We start from the raw sequence: 18,389 nt of genomic DNA on the forward strand, positions 1-18,389 counted from the left end.
AGACCGGCCCGCACGCCAGGAGCGCTTCTCCGCAACCGTCCCCCACCACACGGGTGGCCGGGACGGACGTCCTCCACCACACGGGTGGCGGACGGAAGACGACGAAAATGGAGAAAACGCTAGTGGAGAACGAGACCCACTACGCCGAGGCCGTCATCGACAACGGTTCCTTCGGCACCCGCACCATCCGCTTCGAGACGGGCCGCCTCGCCCGCCAGGCCGCCGGCTCCGCCGTCGCCTACCTGGACGACGACACGATGGTGCTCTCCGCGACCACCGCGTCGAAGAAGCCCAAGGACCAGCTCGACTTCTTCCCCCTCACGGTGGACGTCGAGGAGCGGCAGTACGCCGCCGGCAAGATCCCCGGCTCCTTCTTCCGCCGCGAGGGCCGCCCCTCCGAGGACGCGATCCTCACCTGCCGCCTGATCGACCGCCCGCTGCGCCCCTCCTTCAAGAAGGGCCTGCGCAACGAGATCCAGGTCGTCGCCACCGTCATGGCGCTCAACCCCGACCACCTGTACGACGTCATCGCGATCAACGCCGCGTCCGCGTCCACGCAGCTGGCCGGCCTGCCCTTCTCCGGCCCGATCGGCGGCGTCCGCGTCGCGCTGATCAAGGGCCAGTGGGTGGCCTTCCCGACGCACACCGAGCTCGAGGACGCCGTCTTCGACATGGTCGTCGCGGGCCGCGTCCTGGAGGACGGCGACGTCGCGATCATGATGGTCGAGGCCGAGGCCACCGAGCGGACCATCGCCCTGGTCAAGGGCGGCGCCGAGGCGCCGACCGAGGAGATCGTGGCCGCCGGCCTCGAGGCCTCGAAGCCCTTCATCAAGGTCCTGTGCAAGGCCCAGGCCGACCTGGCCGCCAAGGCCGCCAAGCCCGAGGGCGAGTTCCCGGTCTTCCTCGACTACGAGCAGGACGTCTACGCCGCCCTGGAGCAGGCCGTCCGCGGCGAGCTGGCCCAGGCGCTCACCATCGCGGGCAAGCAGGACCGCGAGGCCGAGCTGGACCGCGTCAAGGACATCGCCGCCGAGAAGCTCCTCCCGGCCTTCGAGGGCCGCGAGAAGGAGATCTCCGCCGCCTACCGCAGCCTGACCAAGGCCCTGGTGCGCGAGCGCGTCATCAAGGACAAGGTCCGCATCGACGGCCGTGGCCTGACCGACATCCGCACCCTGGCCGCCGAGGTCGAGGCCATCCCGCGCGTGCACGGCTCGGCGCTGTTCGAGCGTGGCGAGACCCAGATCCTGGGCGTCACCACCCTCAACATGCTCCGCATGGAGCAGCAGCTGGACACCCTCTCCCCGGTGACCCGCAAGCGCTACATGCACAACTACAACTTCCCGCCGTACTCCGTCGGCGAGACCGGCCGCGTCGGCTCCCCGAAGCGCCGCGAGATCGGCCACGGCGCGCTCGCCGAGCGCGCGATCGTGCCGGTCCTGCCGACCCGCGAGGAGTTCCCCTACGCGATCCGCCAGGTGTCCGAGGCCCTCGGCTCCAACGGTTCGACGTCCATGGGCTCGGTCTGCGCCTCCACCATGTCGCTGCTGAACGCCGGTGTGCCGCTCAAGGCCCCCGTCGCCGGTATCGCCATGGGCCTGATCTCCCAGGAGATCGACGGCAAGACCCACTACGTCGCCCTCACCGACATCCTCGGTGCGGAGGACGCCTTCGGCGACATGGACTTCAAGGTCGCCGGCACCAAGGAGTTCGTCACCGCCCTCCAGCTGGACACCAAGCTGGACGGCATCCCGGCCTCCGTCCTGGCCGCGGCCCTCACCCAGGCCCGCGACGCCCGCCTCCACATCCTCGACGTGATGATGGAAGCGATCGACACCCCGGACGAGATGTCCCCGAACGCCCCGCGGATCATCACCGTCAAGATCCCGGTGGACAAGATCGGTGAGGTCATCGGCCCCAAGGGCAAGATGATCAACCAGATCCAGGAGGACACCGGCGCCGAGATCACGATCGAGGACGACGGCACCATCTACATCGGTGCCGCCGACGGCCCGGCCGCCGAGGCCGCCCGCTCCACGATCAACGCGATCGCCAACCCGACCATGCCGGAGGTCGGCGAGCGGTACCTGGGTACGGTCGTCAAGACCACCACCTTCGGTGCCTTCGTCTCCCTCATGCCCGGCAAGGACGGCCTGCTGCACATCTCGCAGATCCGCAAGCTCGCCGGTGGCAAGCGCGTGGAGAACGTCGAGGACGTGCTCGCGGTCGGTACCAAGGTGCAGGTCGAGATCGCCGAGATCGACCAGCGCGGCAAGCTCTCCCTGGTCCCCGTGATCGAGGGCGAGGACGCTGCCGAGTCTGACAAGGACGACTCCGACAAGTGACGTCGCGTAGTTCCCGTGTGACGGCCCGCCCCTCTTCGGAGGGGCGGGCCGTCGCCCGTACCCAAACCCTCCTCAAGGGCGAGAACGGCATCGGCACCGTCCGCCGCACCGTCCTCCCCGGCGGACTGCGCGTCGTCACCGAGACGCTGCCGTCCGTGCGCTCCGCCACCTTCGGCATCTGGGCCAACGTCGGCTCGCGCGACGAGACGCCCTCCCTCAACGGCGCCACCCACTACCTGGAGCACCTCCTCTTCAAGGGCACCGCCCAGCGCACCGCCCTCGACATCTCCTCCGCGATCGACGCGGTCGGCGGCGAGATGAACGCCTTCACGGCGAAGGAGTACACCTGCTACTACGCCCGGGTGCTCGACACCGACCTGCCGCTGGCCATCGACGTGGTCTGCGACATGCTCACCGGCTCGCTGATCCGCGAGGAGGACGTCGACGCCGAGCGCGGGGTCATCCTCGAAGAGATCGCGATGACCGAGGACGACCCGGGCGACATGGTCCACGACCTCTTCGCCCAGACCATGTACGGGGACTCGCCCCTGGGCCGCCCCGTCCTCGGCACCGTCGACACCATCAACGCCCTCGGCGCCGACCGGATCCGCCGCTTCTGGAAGAAGCACTACGATCCCACCCGCCTGGTCGTCGCCGCCGCCGGCAACGTCGACCACGCCAAGGTCGTCCGCCAGGTCCGCGCCGCCTTCGAGAAGGCCGGCGCCCTGGGCCACACCGACGCGAGCCCCGTCGGCCCGCGCACCGGCACCAAGCGCATCCGCACCGCCGGCCGCGTCGACCTGGTGGGCCGCAAGACCGAGCAGGCCCACGTGGTCCTCGGCATGCCCGGCCTGGCCCGCACCGACGACCGCCGCTGGGCCCTCGGCGTGCTGAACACCGCCCTCGGCGGAGGCATGTCCTCCAGGCTCTTCCAGGAAGTCCGCGAGAAGCGCGGCCTGGCCTACAGCGTGTACTCGTACACCTCCGCCTTCGCCGACACGGGCCTCTTCGGGGTCTACGCCGGCTGCCGGCCCAGCCAGGTCCACGACGTCCTGCGGATCTGCCGCGACGAGCTCGACAAGGTCGCCTCCGAGGGACTCACCGACGAGGAGATCCGGCGCGCGGTCGGCCAGCTCTCCGGCTCCACCGTCCTCGGCCTGGAGGACACCGGCGCGATCATGAACCGCATCGGCAAGAGCGAGCTGTGCTGGGGCGACCAGATGTCGGTCGACGAGATGCTGGCCCACATCTCCGAGGTGACCCCGGACGACGTCCGGGAAGTCGCCCGGGATGTACTGGCACAGCGGCCCTCGCTCGCGGTGGTCGGCCCGCTCAAGGAGAAGCAGGCGGCCCGCCTGGACGAAGCGGTCGCCTAGCCCGTACGAGTGAAGGAAACAAGCATGAGCAAGCTGCGCGTGGCAGTCCTCGGCGCCAAGGGCCGCATCGGCTCCGAGGCCGTCAGGGCCGTCGAGGCCGCCGGGGACATGGAGCTGGTGGCGGCTCTCGGCCGGGGCGACAAGCTGGAGGCCCTGGCCGACGCCGGGGCACAGGTCGCCGTCGAGCTGACCACCCCCGACTCGGTGATGGACAACCTCGACTTCCTCGTCGGCCACGGCATCCACGCCGTGGTCGGCACCACCGGCTGGAACGAGGACCGCCTCGGCCGGCTGAACACCTGGCTGGCCGGCTCCCCGGAGACCGGGGTGCTCATCGCCCCGAACTTCTCCATCGGCGCCGTCCTCACCATGAAGTTCGCCGCCCAGGCCGCCCGCTACTTCGAGTCCGTCGAGGTCGTCGAGCTCCACCACCCCAACAAGGTCGACGCCCCCTCCGGCACGGCGACCCGCACCGCGCAGCTCATCGCGGCCGCCCGCGCCGAGGCCGGCCTCGGCGCGCAGCCCGACGCGACCGCCACCGCCCTCGACGGCGCCCGCGGCGCGGACGTCGACGGCGTCCCGGTGCACGCCATCCGCCTGCGCGGCCTCCTGGCCCACCAGGAGGTGCTCCTCGGCGGCGAGGGCGAGACCCTGACCATCCGTCACGACTCCCTGCACCACAGCAGCTTCATGCCGGGCATCCTGCTCGGCGTGCGCCGCGTGACGCAGACCCCGGGCCTCACCTTCGGCCTGGAAAACTTCCTCGACCTCGGCTGATGAGGCAGTAGCACCATGCGCGCGAAGATCACCTACTTCATCACGGCCGCCGTCCTGGTCGTCTACTTCGTCCTGGTCGGCAGCCGCGGGCTGATGCTGATCCAGCAGGGCACCTGGCTCACCGTCACCTTCGGTGCGGCCGTGCTGATCCTGCCGGTCATCGGCATCTGGTTCCTCTGGATGAACACCCGGTTCGTCACCCGCGCCAACCAGCTCGCCGCCGAACTGGAGGCCGAGGGCGGCCTGCCCGTCGACGAACTGGAGCGGGACCAGTACGGCCGGATCCTGCGGGACTCCGCCGACGAGGTCTTCGCGCGCCGCAAGGCCGAGACCGAGGACGCGCCGGGGGACTGGCGCACCTGGTTCCGCCTCGCCGTCGCCTACCACGACGCCCGCGACACCCCGCGGGCCCGCAAGGCCATGCAACGGGCCATCGCCCTGCACCAGGCGGCGCACGCCGGCGCGTAACCGCCGCAGGGCACCCGGCACGAACGAAGGGCCCGTACGGGACGATCCCCGTACGGGCCCTCGTTGCACGCTCCGGACCGTCAGGCGGGCACGGCCCGGTACTCCTCGGCCCACGCCTCCACCAGGACGGCCGCCCGGTCGAAGGCCTCACCGCGCGACAGGAAATCGGCGTTGTGGTCGGTCAGCAGCACCGGAAGCTCCGCGCCGCCACGCCCCGCCACCGTCAGCGCCTGCCCCTGCACGGTCCTCGGCAACCCCAGCCAGCGCACCGGCTGCTGGACCTTCCTGACCCCCTCGACCTCGCTCCACGGGATCGAACGGGTCGTGAAGAACCCCACGTGGCGCAGCCCACCGGGACTCACCCAGACGCCCGCGCGCAGGATCCGCAGCGCCGACCCGATCACGGCCAGCGAAGCGGCCCCGGCGATGGCGGCGCCGCCCCAGGTGCCCGCGAAGGCGATGATCACGGTGGCCAGCAGCATGAAGGCCGAGAGCAGCAGGAGCAGCGCCGCTCCGGCCACCCGCCAGGGGCCGGGCCGGTAAGGCCGGCGCCAGCGCTCGGGATCCACATGCGGGAGGGCTTCGTCCTCGTGAGCGTCGAAGACGCCGTCGGCCGTCAGGAAGGGCAGGGGCACGGCTGGACCTCACTCACATGCACGTTCGTTGATCTGTGCCCGTGAGGCTACCGCCCCTCGGAGGCCTGCGACTGCTGCGCCTTGCCGGTGGCCTTGTAGGGCTGCAGGGCGGGCATGCCGAAGAGCAGGGACCCGACGAGCCCCGCCACCACGGTCAGTCCGACCAGACTACGGGCGGTGATCTGGGTCATGCTCAGACTCTCGCGCGGCGGCGGAGTGACATTGCTTCGGAAACGGTCGGCCTCGGCGACGAAGGCGAACGGGACGGGTTCGCGCCGGCGGCGAAACATGGGGCAACACTCCTCTGGGTCGGGGGCTGGTGCGTCTGCCCGGTAGGACGAACGAACGCGCCGATCGGTGCCGCATTCCGGGACATCCGCCGAAAATCCGTGGCGGCCCGTCAGCTGTCCGGGTGAGCCCACCGCCCCCGTCGCCTGTCGGGCGGGTGCCGCAGACCGCCGTAGAGTGGGCGCGCCCCTCGAAAGACCCGTTCGGAAGGACCCCGTGTGAGCGAGACCGTCGCCCCCGACCTGAAACCCAGCTTCCGCAGTGATGTGACGGTGGAGCTGGTCAAGCACTCCGCCGCCGACAGCGACGTGCTGTGGGCCGCCCGTGTCTCGACGGCCGGCGAGCAGTCCCTCGACGAGCTCCAGAAGGACCCGGAGCGCTCCAAGGGCCTCATCAACTACCTGATGCGCGACCGCCACGGCAGCCCCTTCGAGCACAACTCGATGACCTTCTTCATCAGCGCCCCGATCTTCGTGTTCCGCGAGTTCATGCGCCACCGCGTGGGCTGGTCCTACAACGAGGAGTCCGGCCGCTACAGGGAGCTCCAGCCGGTCTTCTACGTCCCCGACGCCGAGCGCAAGCTCGTCCAGGAGGGCCGTCCGGGCAAGTACGTCTTCGTCGAGGGCACCGAGGCGCAGCAGGAGCTGACGGGCCGGGTCATGGAGGACAGCTACCGCCAGGCCTACGAGGCGTACCAGGAGATGCTCGCGGCGGGCGTGGCGCGCGAGGTGGCCCGGGCGGTCCTGCCGGTCGGCCTGTTCTCTTCGATGTACGCCACCTGCAACGCGCGCTCGCTCATGCACTTCCTCGGCCTGCGCACCCAGCACGAGCTGGCGAAGGTGCCGTCCTTCCCGCAGCGGGAGATCGAGATGGTCGGCGAGAAGATGGAGCAGCACTGGGCGAAGCTCATGCCGCTGACCTACGCGGCCTTCAACGGCAACGGTCGCGTTGCCCCGTAAGGACCGATGCACGCACGGCGTACGGATGTGCCAGGAGAAGTGCCAAGTGTCCGTATTGCGGCGTTTCGTAAAGTTCATCTAGGCTGATCAAACGGACCCGGCACTGCTTGAACCCCCGAGCAGGCAGTGCCGGGATCCAACAACCCGCCCCGGTCACCACCGGGGACCACCACGACGGATCCCCGGTTGACGTCCCCCGAGGGGACACTGCGAGCATGGCAGCGAGTAGCGTGTTACCCATGGCTCCGATCTCGACTCCGCAGACCCCCTTCGGGCGGGTCCTCACCGCCATGATCACGCCGTTCACGGCGGATGGCGCACTTGACCTCGACGGCGCGCAGCGTCTCGCCGCCCACCTGGTGGACGCAGGCAACGACGGTCTGATCATCAACGGCACCACCGGTGAGTCGCCCACGACCACCGACGCGGAGAAAAACGACCTCGTACGAGCCGTACTCGAAGCGGTCGGCGACCGCGCCCACGTCGTGGCCGGAATCGGGACCAACGACACCCGCCACACCCTCGAGCTGGCCCGCCAGGCCGAGCGCACCGGCGCCCACGGCCTCCTCGCGGTGACGCCCTACTACAGCAAGCCGCCGCAGGAAGGCCTCTTCCAGCACTTCACGGCCATCGCGGACGCCACCGAGCTGCCGGTCATGCTCTACGACATCCCCGGCCGCAGCGGCGTCCCGATCAACACCGAGACCCTGGTCCGGCTCGCCGAGCACCCCCGCATCGTCGCGAACAAGGACGCCAAGGGCGACCTCGGCCGCGCCAGCTGGGCCATCGCGCAGAGCGGCCTCGCCTGGTACTCCGGCGACGACATGCTGAACCTGCCGCTCCTGTCCGTCGGCGCCGTCGGCTTCGTCTCCGTCGTCGCCCACGTGGTCGCCCCCGACCTGCGCGAGATGCTCGAAGCGCACCTCGGCGGCGACGTCCAGAAGGCCACCGAGATCCACCAGAAGCTGCTCCCCGTCTTCACGGGGATGTTCCGCACCCAGGGCGTGATGACCACCAAGGCCGCCCTGAACCTCCAGGGGCTCCCCGCGGGCCCGCTGCGCCTCCCGCTGATCGGCCTGACCGACGAAGAGACGGCCCAGCTCAAGCTCGATCTCGCCGCCGGCGGGGTACAGCTCTGACAACGGACTTCACAACTGAACAAGCAGGACCGAAACAGACAAGAGCAAGTGCACGAATGACATGCGCGCCACGTGCCGGAGGGGTACGTGGCGCGTGTGGTGAAGGAGAACCTTTTGAGCCATCCGCACCCTGAACTGGGCCCGCCGCCGAAGCTCCCCAAGGGCGGCCTGCGGGTCACCCCGCTGGGCGGTCTCGGTGAGATCGGCCGCAACATGACCGTCTTCGAGTTCGACGGCCGTCTTCTGATCGTCGACTGCGGCGTCCTCTTCCCCGAGGAGGAGCAGCCCGGCATCGACCTGATCCTTCCGGACTTCTCGTCCATCCGGGACAGGCTCGACGACGTCGAGGGCATCGTCCTCACCCACGGCCACGAAGACCACATCGGCGCGGTCCCGTACCTCCTCCGGGAGAAGCCGGACATCCCGCTGATCGGTTCCAAGCTGACGCTGGCCCTCATCGAGGCCAAGCTCCAGGAGCACCGCATCCGCCCCTACACCCTCGAGGTGAAGGAGGGCGAGCGCGAGAACCTCGGGCCCTTCGACTGCGAGTTCATCGCGGTCAACCACTCCATCCCGGACGCCCTGGCCGTCGCCATCCGCACGGACGCGGGTCTCGTCGTCGCCACCGGCGACTTCAAGATGGACCAGCTCCCGATGGACAACCGCCTCACCGACCTGCACGCCTTCGCGCGCCTGAGCGAGGAGGGCATCGACCTCCTCCTCTCGGACTCGACGAACGCCGAGGTCCCGGGCTTCGTCCCGCCGGAGCGCGACATCTCCAACGTCATCCGCGGTGTCTTCGCGGGTGCCCAGAAGCGGATCATCGTGGCGTCCTTCGCCAGCCACGTGCACCGCATCCAGCAGATCCTGGACGCCGCCCACGAGTACGGCCGCCGGGTCGCCTTCGTCGGCCGCTCCATGGTCCGCAACATGGGCATCGCCCGTGACCTGGGCTACCTCCGGGTCCCGGCCGGCCTCGTCGTCGACGTCAAGACCCTCGACGACCTGCCGGACGACGAGGTCGTGCTGGTCTGCACGGGCTCCCAGGGCGAGCCGATGGCGGCCCTGTCCCGTATGGCCAACCGCGACCACCAGATCCGGATCGTCCCCGGCGACACCGTGATCCTGGCGTCGTCCCTGATCCCGGGCAACGAGAACGCGGTCTACCGCGTGATCAACGGCCTCACCCGCTGGGGCGCGAACGTCGTCCACAAGGGCAACGCCAAGGTCCACGTCTCGGGCCACGCCTCGGCCGGCGAGCTGCTGTACTTCTACAACATCTGCAAGCCGAAGAACCTGATGCCGGTCCACGGCGAGTGGCGCCACCTGCGCGCCAACGCCGAGCTCGGTGCCATGACGGGCGTCCCGAAGGACCGCATCGTCATCGCCGAGGACGGCGTGGTCGTCGACCTGATCGACGGCAAGGCCCGCATCTCCGGCAAGGTCCAGGCCGGCTACGTGTACGTGGACGGCCTCTCGGTCGGCGACGTCACCGAGGCCTCCCTGAAGGACCGCCGCATCCTGGGCGACGAGGGCATCGTCTCGGTCTTCGTCGTGGTGGACAGCACCACCGGCAAGGTCGTCAGCGGCCCGACCATCCAGGCCCGCGGCTCCGGCATCGAGGACTCCGCCTTCCTGGCGATCGCCCCGAAGATCGAGGAGGCCATCGGCCGCGCCGCGGCCGACGGCGTGGCCGAGCCGCACCAGATCCAGCAGCTCATCCGCCGGACGGTGGGCAAGTGGGTCTCCGACGGCTACCGCCGCCGCCCGATGATCCTCCCGGTCGTCGTCGAGGTCTGATCCCGGCCCGAGAGGCAGCGACTCACCGGAGCGGGGCTCCCGGATTTGCATCCGGGGGCCCCGCTCCAGTACGTTGACGTCTCCACCCCGCAAGGAACGGCGCACACACGTGTGCCCGGACCCGTCTGCCGGGGAGGGTGGGAATCCAGACCGGGGAAACCTGATAAAGTCTGTCCCGCCCGAAAGGGAAAAGGCCCCCCGAAGGCCATCGGAATTTGAATCCACACCGGAGACGGTACGGAAAAGAATCTGATAGAGTCGGAACCGCCGGAAAGGGAAAGCGCGAAAGCGCAGAACCTGGAAAGCAAGCGAGAAAGACTCTGATAGAGTCTGAATCGCAAGAACGAAAGCCCGGAGGAAAGCCCCAGTAAGTGTTACTGAGGGTGAGTACGAAGGAAGCGTCCGTTCCTTGAGAACTCAACAGCGTGCCAAAAATCAACGCCAGAAGTTGATACCCCGTCCACTTCGGTGGATGAGGTTCCTTTGAAAAAGACCTGTCGGGCCTTCGGGCGCTGGCAGGCGACAAACACAGCGAGGACGTTGTGGTCAGTTGGTCTTATTCCGACCGTGACTGGCCCGCTCTTTCGTGCGTGTGCACCGGATTACCGGTAAACATTCATGGAGAGTTTGATCCTGGCTCAGGACGAACGCTGGCGGCGTGCTTAACACATGCAAGTCGAACGATGAACCTCCTTCGGGAGGGGATTAGTGGCGAACGGGTGAGTAACACGTGGGCAATCTGCCCTTCACTCTGGGACAAGCCCTGGAAACGGGGTCTAATACCGGATACGACTGCGGGAGGCATCTCCTGTGGTGGAAAGCTCCGGCGGTGAAGGATGAGCCCGCGGCCTATCAGCTTGTTGGTGGGGTAACGGCCCACCAAGGCGACGACGGGTAGCCGGCCTGAGAGGGCGACCGGCCACACTGGGACTGAGACACGGCCCAGACTCCTACGGGAGGCAGCAGTGGGGAATATTGCACAATGGGCGAAAGCCTGATGCAGCGACGCCGCGTGAGGGATGACGGCCTTCGGGTTGTAAACCTCTTTCAGCAGGGAAGAAGCGAAAGTGACGGTACCTGCAGAAGAAGCGCCGGCTAACTACGTGCCAGCAGCCGCGGTAATACGTAGGGCGCAAGCGTTGTCCGGAATTATTGGGCGTAAAGAGCTCGTAGGCGGCTTGTCACGTCGGATGTGAAAGCCCGAGGCTTAACCTCGGGTCTGCATTCGATACGGGCTAGCTAGAGTGTGGTAGGGGAGATCGGAATTCCTGGTGTAGCGGTGAAATGCGCAGATATCAGGAGGAACACCGGTGGCGAAGGCGGATCTCTGGGCCATTACTGACGCTGAGGAGCGAAAGCGTGGGGAGCGAACAGGATTAGATACCCTGGTAGTCCACGCCGTAAACGTTGGGAACTAGGTGTTGGCGACATTCCACGTCGTCGGTGCCGCAGCTAACGCATTAAGTTCCCCGCCTGGGGAGTACGGCCGCAAGGCTAAAACTCAAAGGAATTGACGGGGGCCCGCACAAGCGGCGGAGCATGTGGCTTAATTCGACGCAACGCGAAGAACCTTACCAAGGCTTGACATATACCGGAAAGCATTAGAGATAGTGCCCCCCTTGTGGTCGGTATACAGGTGGTGCATGGCTGTCGTCAGCTCGTGTCGTGAGATGTTGGGTTAAGTCCCGCAACGAGCGCAACCCTTGTCCTGTGTTGCCAGCATGCCCTTCGGGGTGATGGGGACTCACAGGAGACCGCCGGGGTCAACTCGGAGGAAGGTGGGGACGACGTCAAGTCATCATGCCCCTTATGTCTTGGGCTGCACACGTGCTACAATGGCCGGTACAATGAGCTGCGATACCGTGAGGTGGAGCGAATCTCAAAAAGCCGGTCTCAGTTCGGATTGGGGTCTGCAACTCGACCCCATGAAGTCGGAGTCGCTAGTAATCGCAGATCAGCATTGCTGCGGTGAATACGTTCCCGGGCCTTGTACACACCGCCCGTCACGTCACGAAAGTCGGTAACACCCGAAGCCGGTGGCCCAACCCTTGTGGAGGGAGCTGTCGAAGGTGGGACTGGCGATTGGGACGAAGTCGTAACAAGGTAGCCGTACCGGAAGGTGCGGCTGGATCACCTCCTTTCTAAGGAGCACAGTACCGATTGCAGGCAAATGTTCTGCACGGTCAGCTCATGGGTGGAACGTTGATTAGTTGGCACAGTCAGATCTGAGAAGTCGTGAGTACTGCTTCGGCGTGGAAAGCGTGATTCGATGAGTGACTGTGCTTGGCACGTTGTTGGGTCCTGAAGGCACGGCCGTCTGGTCAGTCTTCAGTGCCGGCCCCGGTAAAGCTCTGTTTCGGCAGGGTGTGACGGGTGGCTGGTCGTTATTTGAGAACTACACAGTGGACGCGAGCATCTGTGGCCAAGTTTTTAAGGGCGCACGGTGGATGCCTTGGCACCAGGAACCGATGAAGGACGTGAGAGGCCGCGATAGGCCCCGGGGAGCTGCCAACTGAGCTTTGATCCGGGGGTGTCCGAATGGGGAAACCCGGCAGTCGTCATGGGCTGTCACCCATGCCTGAACACATAGGGCATGTGGAGGGAACGAGGGGAAGTGAAACATCTCAGTACCCTCAGGAAGAGAAAACAACCGTGATTCCGGGAGTAGTGGCGAGCGAAACCGGATGAGGCCAAACCGTATGCGTGTGATACCCGGCAGGGGTTGCGCATGCGGGGTTGTGGGAATGAGCTTCAGTCGTCTGCCGGCGGCTGGGCGAGTCAGAAACCGTTGATGTAGTCGAAGGACATGCGAAAGGTCCGGCGTAGAGGGTAAGACCCCCGTAGACGAAACATCAGCGGCTTGCTTGCTCATCTCCCAAGTAGCACGGGGCCCGAGAAATCCCGTGTGAATCTGGCGGGACCACCCGCTAAGCCTAAATATTCCCTGGTGACCGATAGCGGATAGTACCGTGAGGGAATGGTGAAAAGTACCGCGGGAGCGGAGTGAAATAGTACCTGAAACCGTGTGCCTACAAGCCGTGGGAGCGTCGGACGTACTTGTACGTCTCGTGACTGCGTGCCTTTTGAAGAATGAGCCTGCGAGTTAGCGGTGTGTAGCGAGGTTAACCCGTGTGGGGAAGCCGTAGCGAAAGCGAGTCCGAATAGGGCGATTGAGTTGCACGCTCTAGACCCGAAGCGGAGTGATCTAGCCATGGGCAGGTTGAAGCGGAGGTAAGACTTCGTGGAGGACCGAACCCACCAGGGTTGAAAACCTGGGGGATGACCTGTGGTTAGGGGTGAAAGGCCAATCAAACTCCGTGATAGCTGGTTCTCCCCGAAATGCATTTAGGTGCAGCGTCGTGTGTTTCTTGCCGGAGGTAGAGCACTGGATAGGCGATGGGCCCTACCGGGTTACTGACCTTAGCCAAACTCCGAATGCCGGTAAGTGAGAGCACGGCAGTGAGACTGTGGGGGATAAGCTCCATGGTCGAGAGGGAAACAGCCCAGAGCATCGACTAAGGCCCCTAAGCGTACGCTAAGTGGGAAAGGATGTGGAGTCGCAGAGACAACCAGGAGGTTGGCTTAGAAGCAGCCACCCTTGAAAGAGTGCGTAATAGCTCACTGGTCAAGTGATTCCGCGCCGACAATGTAGCGGGGCTCAAGCGTACCGCCGAAGTCGTGTCATTGCAGCAATAAGCCCCAACGGGTGTTGTGATGGGTAGGGGAGCGTCGTGTGCCGGGTGAAGCAGCAGCGGAAGCTAGTTGTGGACGGTTCACGAGTGAGAATGCAGGCATGAGTAGCGATACACACGTGAGAAACGTGTGCGCCGATTGACTAAGGGTTCCTGGGTCAAGCTGATCTGCCCAGGGTAAGTCGGGACCTAAGGCGAGGCCGACAGGCGTAGTCGATGGACAACCGGTTGATATTCCGGTACCCGCTTTGAAACGCCCAATATCGAATCCTCTGATGCTAAGGCCGTGAAGCCGTTCCGGACCCTTCGGGGAAAGGAAAGTGGTGGAGCCGCCGGCCCAAGGTGGTAGTAGGTAAGCGATGGGGTGACGCAGGAAGGTAGTCCAGCCCGGGCGGTGGTTGTCCCGGGGTAAGGGTGTAGGCCGAGGGGTAGGCAAATCCGTCCCTCATATAAGGCTGAGACCTGATGCCGAGCCGATTGTGGTGAAGTGGATGATCCTATGCTGTCGAGAAAAGCCTCTAGCGAGTTTCATGGCGGCCCGTACCCTAAACCGACTCAGGTGGTCAGGTAGAGAATACCGAGGCGTTCGGGTGAACTATGGTTAAGGAACTCGGCAAAATGCCCCCGTAACTTCGGGAGAAGGGGGGCCATTCCTGGTGATGAGACTTGCTCTCTGAGCTGGGGGTGGCCGCAGAGACCAGCGAGAAGCGACTGTTTACTAAAAACACAGGTCCGTGCGAAGCCGTAAGGCGATGTATACGGACTGACGCCTGCCCGGTGCTGGAACGTTAAGGGGACCGGTTAGTGACCTTTCGGGGTTGCGAAGCTGAGAACTTAAGCGCCAGTAAACGGCGGTGGTAACTATAACCATCCTAAGGTAGCGAAATTCCTTGTCGGGTAAGTTCCGACCTGCACGAATGGCGTAACGACTTCTCGACTGTCTCAACCATAGGCCCGGTGAAATTGCACTACGAGTAAAGATGCTCGTTTCGCGCAGCAGGACGGAAAGACCCCGGGACCTTTACTACAGTTTGATATTGGTGTTCGGTTCGGCTTGTGTAGGATAGGTGGGAGACTTTGAAGCAGCCACGCCAGTGGTTGTGGAGTCGCCGTTGAAATACCACTCTGGTCGTGCTGGATGTCTAACCTCGGTCCGTGATCCGGATCAGGGACAGTGTCTGATGGGTAGTTTAACTGGGGCGGTTGCCTCCCAAAGGGTAACGGAGGCGCCCAAAGGTTCCCTCAGCCTGGTTGGCAATCAGGTGTTGAGTGTAAGTGCACAAGGGAGCTTGACTGTGAGACCGACGGGTCGAGCAGGGACGAAAGTCGGGACTAGTGATCCGGCGGTGGCTTGTGGAAGCGCCGTCGCTCAACGGATAAAAGGTACCCCGGGGATAACAGGCTGATCTTCCCCAAGAGTCCATATCGACGGGATGGTTTGGCACCTCGATGTCGGCTCGTCGCATCCTGGGGCTGGAGTCGGTCCCAAGGGTTGGGCTGTTCGCCCATTAAAGCGGTACGCGAGCTGGGTTTAGAACGTCGTGAGACAGTTCGGTCCCTATCCGCTGTGCGCGTAGGAATATTGAGAAGGGCTGTCCCTAGTACGAGAGGACCGGGACGGACGAACCTCTGGTGTGCCAGTTGTCCTGCCAAGGGCATGGCTGGTTGGCTACGTTCGGGAGGGATAACCGCTGAAAGCATCTAAGCGGGAAGCCTGCTTCAAGATGAGTATTCCCACCTCCTTGAGAGGGTAAGGCTCCCAGTAGACGACTGGGTTGATAGGCCAGATGTGGAAGCCCGGTAACGGGTGGAGCTGACTGGTACTAATAGGCCGAGGGCTTGTCCTCAGTTGCTCGCGTCCACTGTGTTAGTTCTGAAGTAACGAACTCGCCTTGTCGGCTTGAGTTCAACTTCATAGTGTTTCGGTGGTCATAGCGTTAGGGAAACGCCCGGTTACATTCCGAACCCGGAAGCTAAGCCTTTCAGCGCCGATGGTACTGCAGGGGGGACCCTGTGGGAGAGTAGGACGCCGCCGAACAACCCGCCCTTTTAGCTCAGTCGGTAGAGCGTCTCCATGGTAAGGAGAAGGTCAACGGTTCGATTCCGTTAAAGGGCTCCGAAGTAAAAAGGCCCCCGCCATCAGGCGGGGGCCTTTTTGCGTTTCCGGGGTCCGTTCCGTACGGTCCGGCTCCGCCCCGGACCGCTGGAAAGAGGAGAGCAGCCCGGGGCCGGAAGCGTTCGTCAGGTGCCTTCGCGCGGGTGGGGGACGCGGAAGGCCAGGATGGCCATGTCGTCCGAGGCGGGCTCCGCCGCGAAGCGTTCCACCGCGCGCAGGACGCGGGCGGCGACCGCGCCGGCCGTGAGGCCCGTACAGGTGGTCAGGACCTCGGCGAGGCCGTCGTCGCCCAGCATGCGCGAGCCCTCGCGGCGTTCGGTCACACCGTCTGTGACGCAGAGGAGGACGTCACCCGGGTCCAGGGCCAGGGTCTGTTCGTAGAGGTCCAGGTCGTCGATCACGCCCAGCAGCGGCTGCGGCTCCGCCGCCGCGGTGACCTCGCCGTCCGGGCGCAGGCGCAGCGGGAGCGGGTGGCCCGCGCAGACCACCTTCATCAGGGCGCCGCCGTCCGGCTGCGGGTGGAGCTCCCCGTACAGGAGGGTCAGGAAGCGGCTGCGGGCGCCCTCGTCGAGGATGGCCGCGTTCAGCCGTTCCAGGACCGCCGGGCCGCCCAGGCCCTCGCGGGCCAGCAGGCGCAGGGCGTGGCGGGCCAGGCCGGTGACGGCGGCCGCCTCCGGGCCCGTACCGCAGACGTCACCGATGGCGAAGCCGTACGCGCCGTCGCGGATCGGGAAGACGTCGTAGAAGTCGCCGCCCACCTCGTTGCCCTCGCCGGCCGCGCGGTAGATGACCTCCACCTCCATCCCGGGGATCGCGGGAGAGCCCGGGGGAAGGAGACTGCGCTGGAGGGAACGGCTGATCGCCGTGCGCTCCGAGTACAGGCGGGCGTTGTCCAGGGCCAGGGCCGCCCGGCGCGACAGGTCGTCGGCCAGTTCGAGGATCTCCTGGCGGAAGTGCTCCTCGCTGGGCCGGCCCAGGGTCAGCATGCCGATCACCCGGTTGCGGGCGAGGAGCGGCAGGACGACCGTCTCGCCGCCGACCGCGGCGGCCGTGGCCGGCCAGGGGCGGGCCCCGGCCTCACGGACCGGCTCCGGCGGGTCGACCCGGGACAGCAACTCCTTGAGGCCGTCGATGCGTTCCTCGTCCTCGTGCAGCACGTAGGCGAGGTAGGGGTCGGAGGCCTGGTCGGCGATCGTGTAGACGGCGCACCAGGTGGCCAGCGTCGGGACCGTCATCTGGGCCATCAGGGCCAGGGTCTGGTCCCGGTCGAGGGTGCCGGCCAGCAGGTCGGAGGCCTCCACCAGGAAGGACAGGGAGCCGCGGCGCAGCCGTTCCAGCTCGCCCAGGCGCGCGGACTCCACGGCGAGGGCGATGCGGTCCGCGGCGAACTGGAGGCGCAGGGCCTCCTCGTTGGTGTAGCGGCCCGGGCCCTCGGCGGCCACGCCCAGGGAGCCGGTGAGGCGGCCCTCCACCTTCAGGGGGACGGTGACCACCGAGCGCATGCCGGTGGACTCCAGGAGTGGTACGGCCCCGGGGACGGCGGAGAGGTCGTCGTGGACGGCGGGCAGCCGGGCGGAGCCGTAGCGGCTGGTGCCCGCCTCGACGGGGACGCGGGCGAAGCGCTGGCGGGTGGAGGGCAGGCCCGTGGTGGCGCGGACCTCCAGCTCGGTCTCGTCGTCGGTCGCCAGCAGCAGGAAGGCGGCGTCGGCGTCGAGCATGTCGCGGGCCCGCTCGACGGTGCGCTGGAGCAGACCGTCCAGGTCGTCGGGGGCGGGGGAGCCGATGAACACCTCGAACGGGTCCGCGGGGCGGGGCTCCGAGAGCTGGCCGTCGGAGGCGGGTGCCCGGACCGGGGTCTGGAGGAGGGCGCGCTCGTCGTCGTGGACGAGGAGGCAGACGATGGAGGGCTCGCCGTGGGCGTCGCGGACGCGCAGGTGGGAGGCGTAGACGGGGATGACGCGGCCGTCGGCGCCGCGGATGCCGTAGCTGCCCTCCCAGCGGGACAGCCGCAGGGCCTCGGCGATGCCCGTACCGGTGCCGGGGGTCTGCGGCCAGGCGGCGAGTTCCGCGAGGGGGCGGCCGAGGACCTTCTCGGCGGGGTAGCCGAAGACGTGCTCGGCGTCCTCGTTCCAGGCCGAGATGGTGTCGGCGGCGTCGACCTGGACGACGGCGACGCGGACCCGGCTGTCGGCCAGGGGCAGGAACTGGTCCGGGACGACCGGGCCCGCCGAGCGGGTACCGACCGGACGGTCCGGGAGGTCGAGGCGGAACCAGACGTGTTTGTGCGTGGCCGTGTACTCCACGCCCCAGCGGGTGGCGAGGGCGGCGCAGAGCATCAGGCCGCGGCCGCTCTCGCGGTCCGGGTCGGCGTAGGGCCGCTCGTCGGGGTGGCGCAGGGGGAGCTCGCGCTCGGGGTACCGGTCGGCGATCTCTACGCGTACGCCGTCCTCGGCACGCAGGCACAGGACCTCGGCCTGGGTTCCGGCGTGGACGACGGCGTTGGTGACGAGCTCGCTGGTCAGCACCACCGCGTCGTCGACGATGTCCGCGAAGCCCCAGCCGTGGAGGGTGTCGCGGACGAACGCGCGGGCAGCGGCGACCGACCGCCCTTGCGGGGTGAAACTGGCAGCCGCCCGTGCCGTGATCACAAGTCTCCTTCGACGCGGTGGGACATCGGATGCCAGGTTACTTACCTTCTCGGTCCCCGTGAGGCGGTCGCACGGGATTCCACTCGCAGGGTGCGGACCATGTGCGAAGGTGCCGAAGTGTTATGGCCGGGTTCGGCCGGGGTGAAACA

10 protein-coding genes, 1 tRNA gene and 3 rRNA genes are annotated in these 18,389 nt (G+C 66.5%); 11 read left to right on the plus strand and 3 right to left on the minus strand.

Translation table 11 applies throughout. The features are described from left to right. The first annotated feature begins 122 nt into the window (after positions 1 to 122). From B4U46_RS25900 to B4U46_RS25915, 4 genes are read left to right on the plus strand one after another with little or no spacing between them, the layout of a single operon-like run. Entirely contained in the window at positions 123 to 2,342 is a 2,220-nt protein-coding gene (locus B4U46_RS25900) for a polyribonucleotide nucleotidyltransferase (RefSeq protein WP_079430067.1), read from the plus strand. After that, the gene (locus tag B4U46_RS25905; RefSeq protein ID WP_079430068.1) at positions 2,339 to 3,718 is read left to right on the plus strand and encodes a M16 family metallopeptidase; all 1,380 of its coding nucleotides are present in this window, start codon (positions 2,339 to 2,341) and stop codon (positions 3,716 to 3,718) included. The genes B4U46_RS25900 and B4U46_RS25905 overlap by 4 nt, the downstream gene beginning before the upstream one ends. A gap of 24 nt (positions 3,719 to 3,742) precedes the next feature. After that, positions 3,743 to 4,495 (plus strand): 4-hydroxy-tetrahydrodipicolinate reductase, encoded by a 753-nt coding sequence (gene dapB / locus B4U46_RS25910; RefSeq protein WP_079430069.1) that lies wholly within the window; start codon positions 3,743 to 3,745, stop codon positions 4,493 to 4,495. Between the two features lie 15 nt (positions 4,496 to 4,510). After that, positions 4,511 to 4,963, plus strand: coding sequence for a hypothetical protein (locus tag B4U46_RS25915; RefSeq protein WP_079430070.1), 453 nt, complete (start codon positions 4,511 to 4,513; stop codon positions 4,961 to 4,963). Positions 4,964 to 5,043: 80 nt separating this feature from the next. Here the strand turns inward: B4U46_RS25915 and B4U46_RS25920 are convergent, their stop codons facing one another. After that, on the minus strand, positions 5,044 to 5,598 hold the full coding sequence (locus B4U46_RS25920) for a PH domain-containing protein (protein WP_079430071.1): 555 nt from the start codon (positions 5,596 to 5,598) through the stop codon (positions 5,044 to 5,046). Positions 5,599 to 5,645: 47 nt separating this feature from the next. Beyond that, positions 5,646 to 5,888 carry a hypothetical protein gene (locus B4U46_RS25925; protein ID WP_079430072.1) on the minus strand — a complete coding sequence of 81 codons (243 nt, stop codon included), beginning with the start codon at positions 5,886 to 5,888 and terminating at the stop codon, positions 5,646 to 5,648. Between the two features lie 216 nt (positions 5,889 to 6,104). On the opposite strand from B4U46_RS25925, the gene thyX reads away from it, so the two are divergent. The 7 genes from thyX to B4U46_RS25965 all read left to right on the plus strand — a co-directional run bounded on the left by thyX (position 6,105) and on the right by B4U46_RS25965 (position 15,592). Further along, on the plus strand, positions 6,105 to 6,845 hold the full coding sequence (gene thyX, locus B4U46_RS25930) for an FAD-dependent thymidylate synthase (protein WP_045946033.1): 741 nt from the start codon (positions 6,105 to 6,107) through the stop codon (positions 6,843 to 6,845). A gap of 239 nt (positions 6,846 to 7,084) precedes the next feature. Then, a complete protein-coding gene (dapA, locus tag B4U46_RS25935; protein ID WP_079430073.1) occupies positions 7,085 to 7,984 on the plus strand; it encodes a 4-hydroxy-tetrahydrodipicolinate synthase in 900 nt (299 codons plus the stop codon). Positions 7,985 to 8,098: 114 nt separating this feature from the next. Next, positions 8,099 to 9,784, plus strand: coding sequence for a ribonuclease J (locus B4U46_RS25940; RefSeq protein ID WP_079430074.1), 1,686 nt, complete (start codon positions 8,099 to 8,101; stop codon positions 9,782 to 9,784). A gap of 615 nt (positions 9,785 to 10,399) precedes the next feature. Further along, a 16S ribosomal RNA gene (locus tag B4U46_RS25950) occupies positions 10,400 to 11,925 on the plus strand. A gap of 279 nt (positions 11,926 to 12,204) precedes the next feature. Next, positions 12,205 to 15,323, plus strand: a 23S ribosomal RNA gene (locus B4U46_RS25955). 74 nt (positions 15,324 to 15,397) lie between these two features. Further along, a 5S ribosomal RNA gene (gene rrf / locus B4U46_RS25960) occupies positions 15,398 to 15,514 on the plus strand. Together the 16S, 23S and 5S rRNA genes with 1 tRNA gene alongside form the textbook arrangement of a ribosomal RNA operon. A 5-nt stretch (positions 15,515 to 15,519) precedes the next feature. Next, positions 15,520 to 15,592, plus strand: a tRNA-Thr gene (locus B4U46_RS25965). Positions 15,593 to 15,717: 125 nt separating this feature from the next. Here the strand turns inward: B4U46_RS25965 and B4U46_RS25970 are convergent. After that, positions 15,718 to 18,276, minus strand: coding sequence for a SpoIIE family protein phosphatase (locus B4U46_RS25970; RefSeq protein WP_079430075.1), 2,559 nt, complete (start codon positions 18,274 to 18,276; stop codon positions 15,718 to 15,720). Between the last annotated feature and the right edge of the window lie 113 nt (positions 18,277 to 18,389).

The sequence above is a fragment of the Streptomyces katrae genome (genome assembly GCF_002028425.1).
GTDB classification, from domain to species: Bacteria; Actinomycetota; Actinomycetes; order Streptomycetales; family Streptomycetaceae; genus Streptomyces; species Streptomyces katrae_A.

What these genes read in the sequence shown, in the direction of transcription:
- B4U46_RS25915 (WP_079430070.1), top strand. Translation starts at nt 4,511, where the DNA reads ATGCGCGCGAAGATCACCTACTTCATCACGGCCGCCGTCCTGGTCGTC.
- dapB (WP_079430069.1), top strand. Translation starts at nt 3,743, where the DNA reads ATGAGCAAGCTGCGCGTGGCAGTCCTCGGCGCCAAGGGCCGCATCGGC.
- dapA (WP_079430073.1), top strand. Translation starts at nt 7,085, where the DNA reads ATGGCTCCGATCTCGACTCCGCAGACCCCCTTCGGGCGGGTCCTCACC.
- B4U46_RS25925 (WP_079430072.1), bottom strand. Translation starts at nt 5,888, where the DNA reads ATGTTTCGCCGCCGGCGCGAACCCGTCCCGTTCGCCTTCGTCGCCGAG.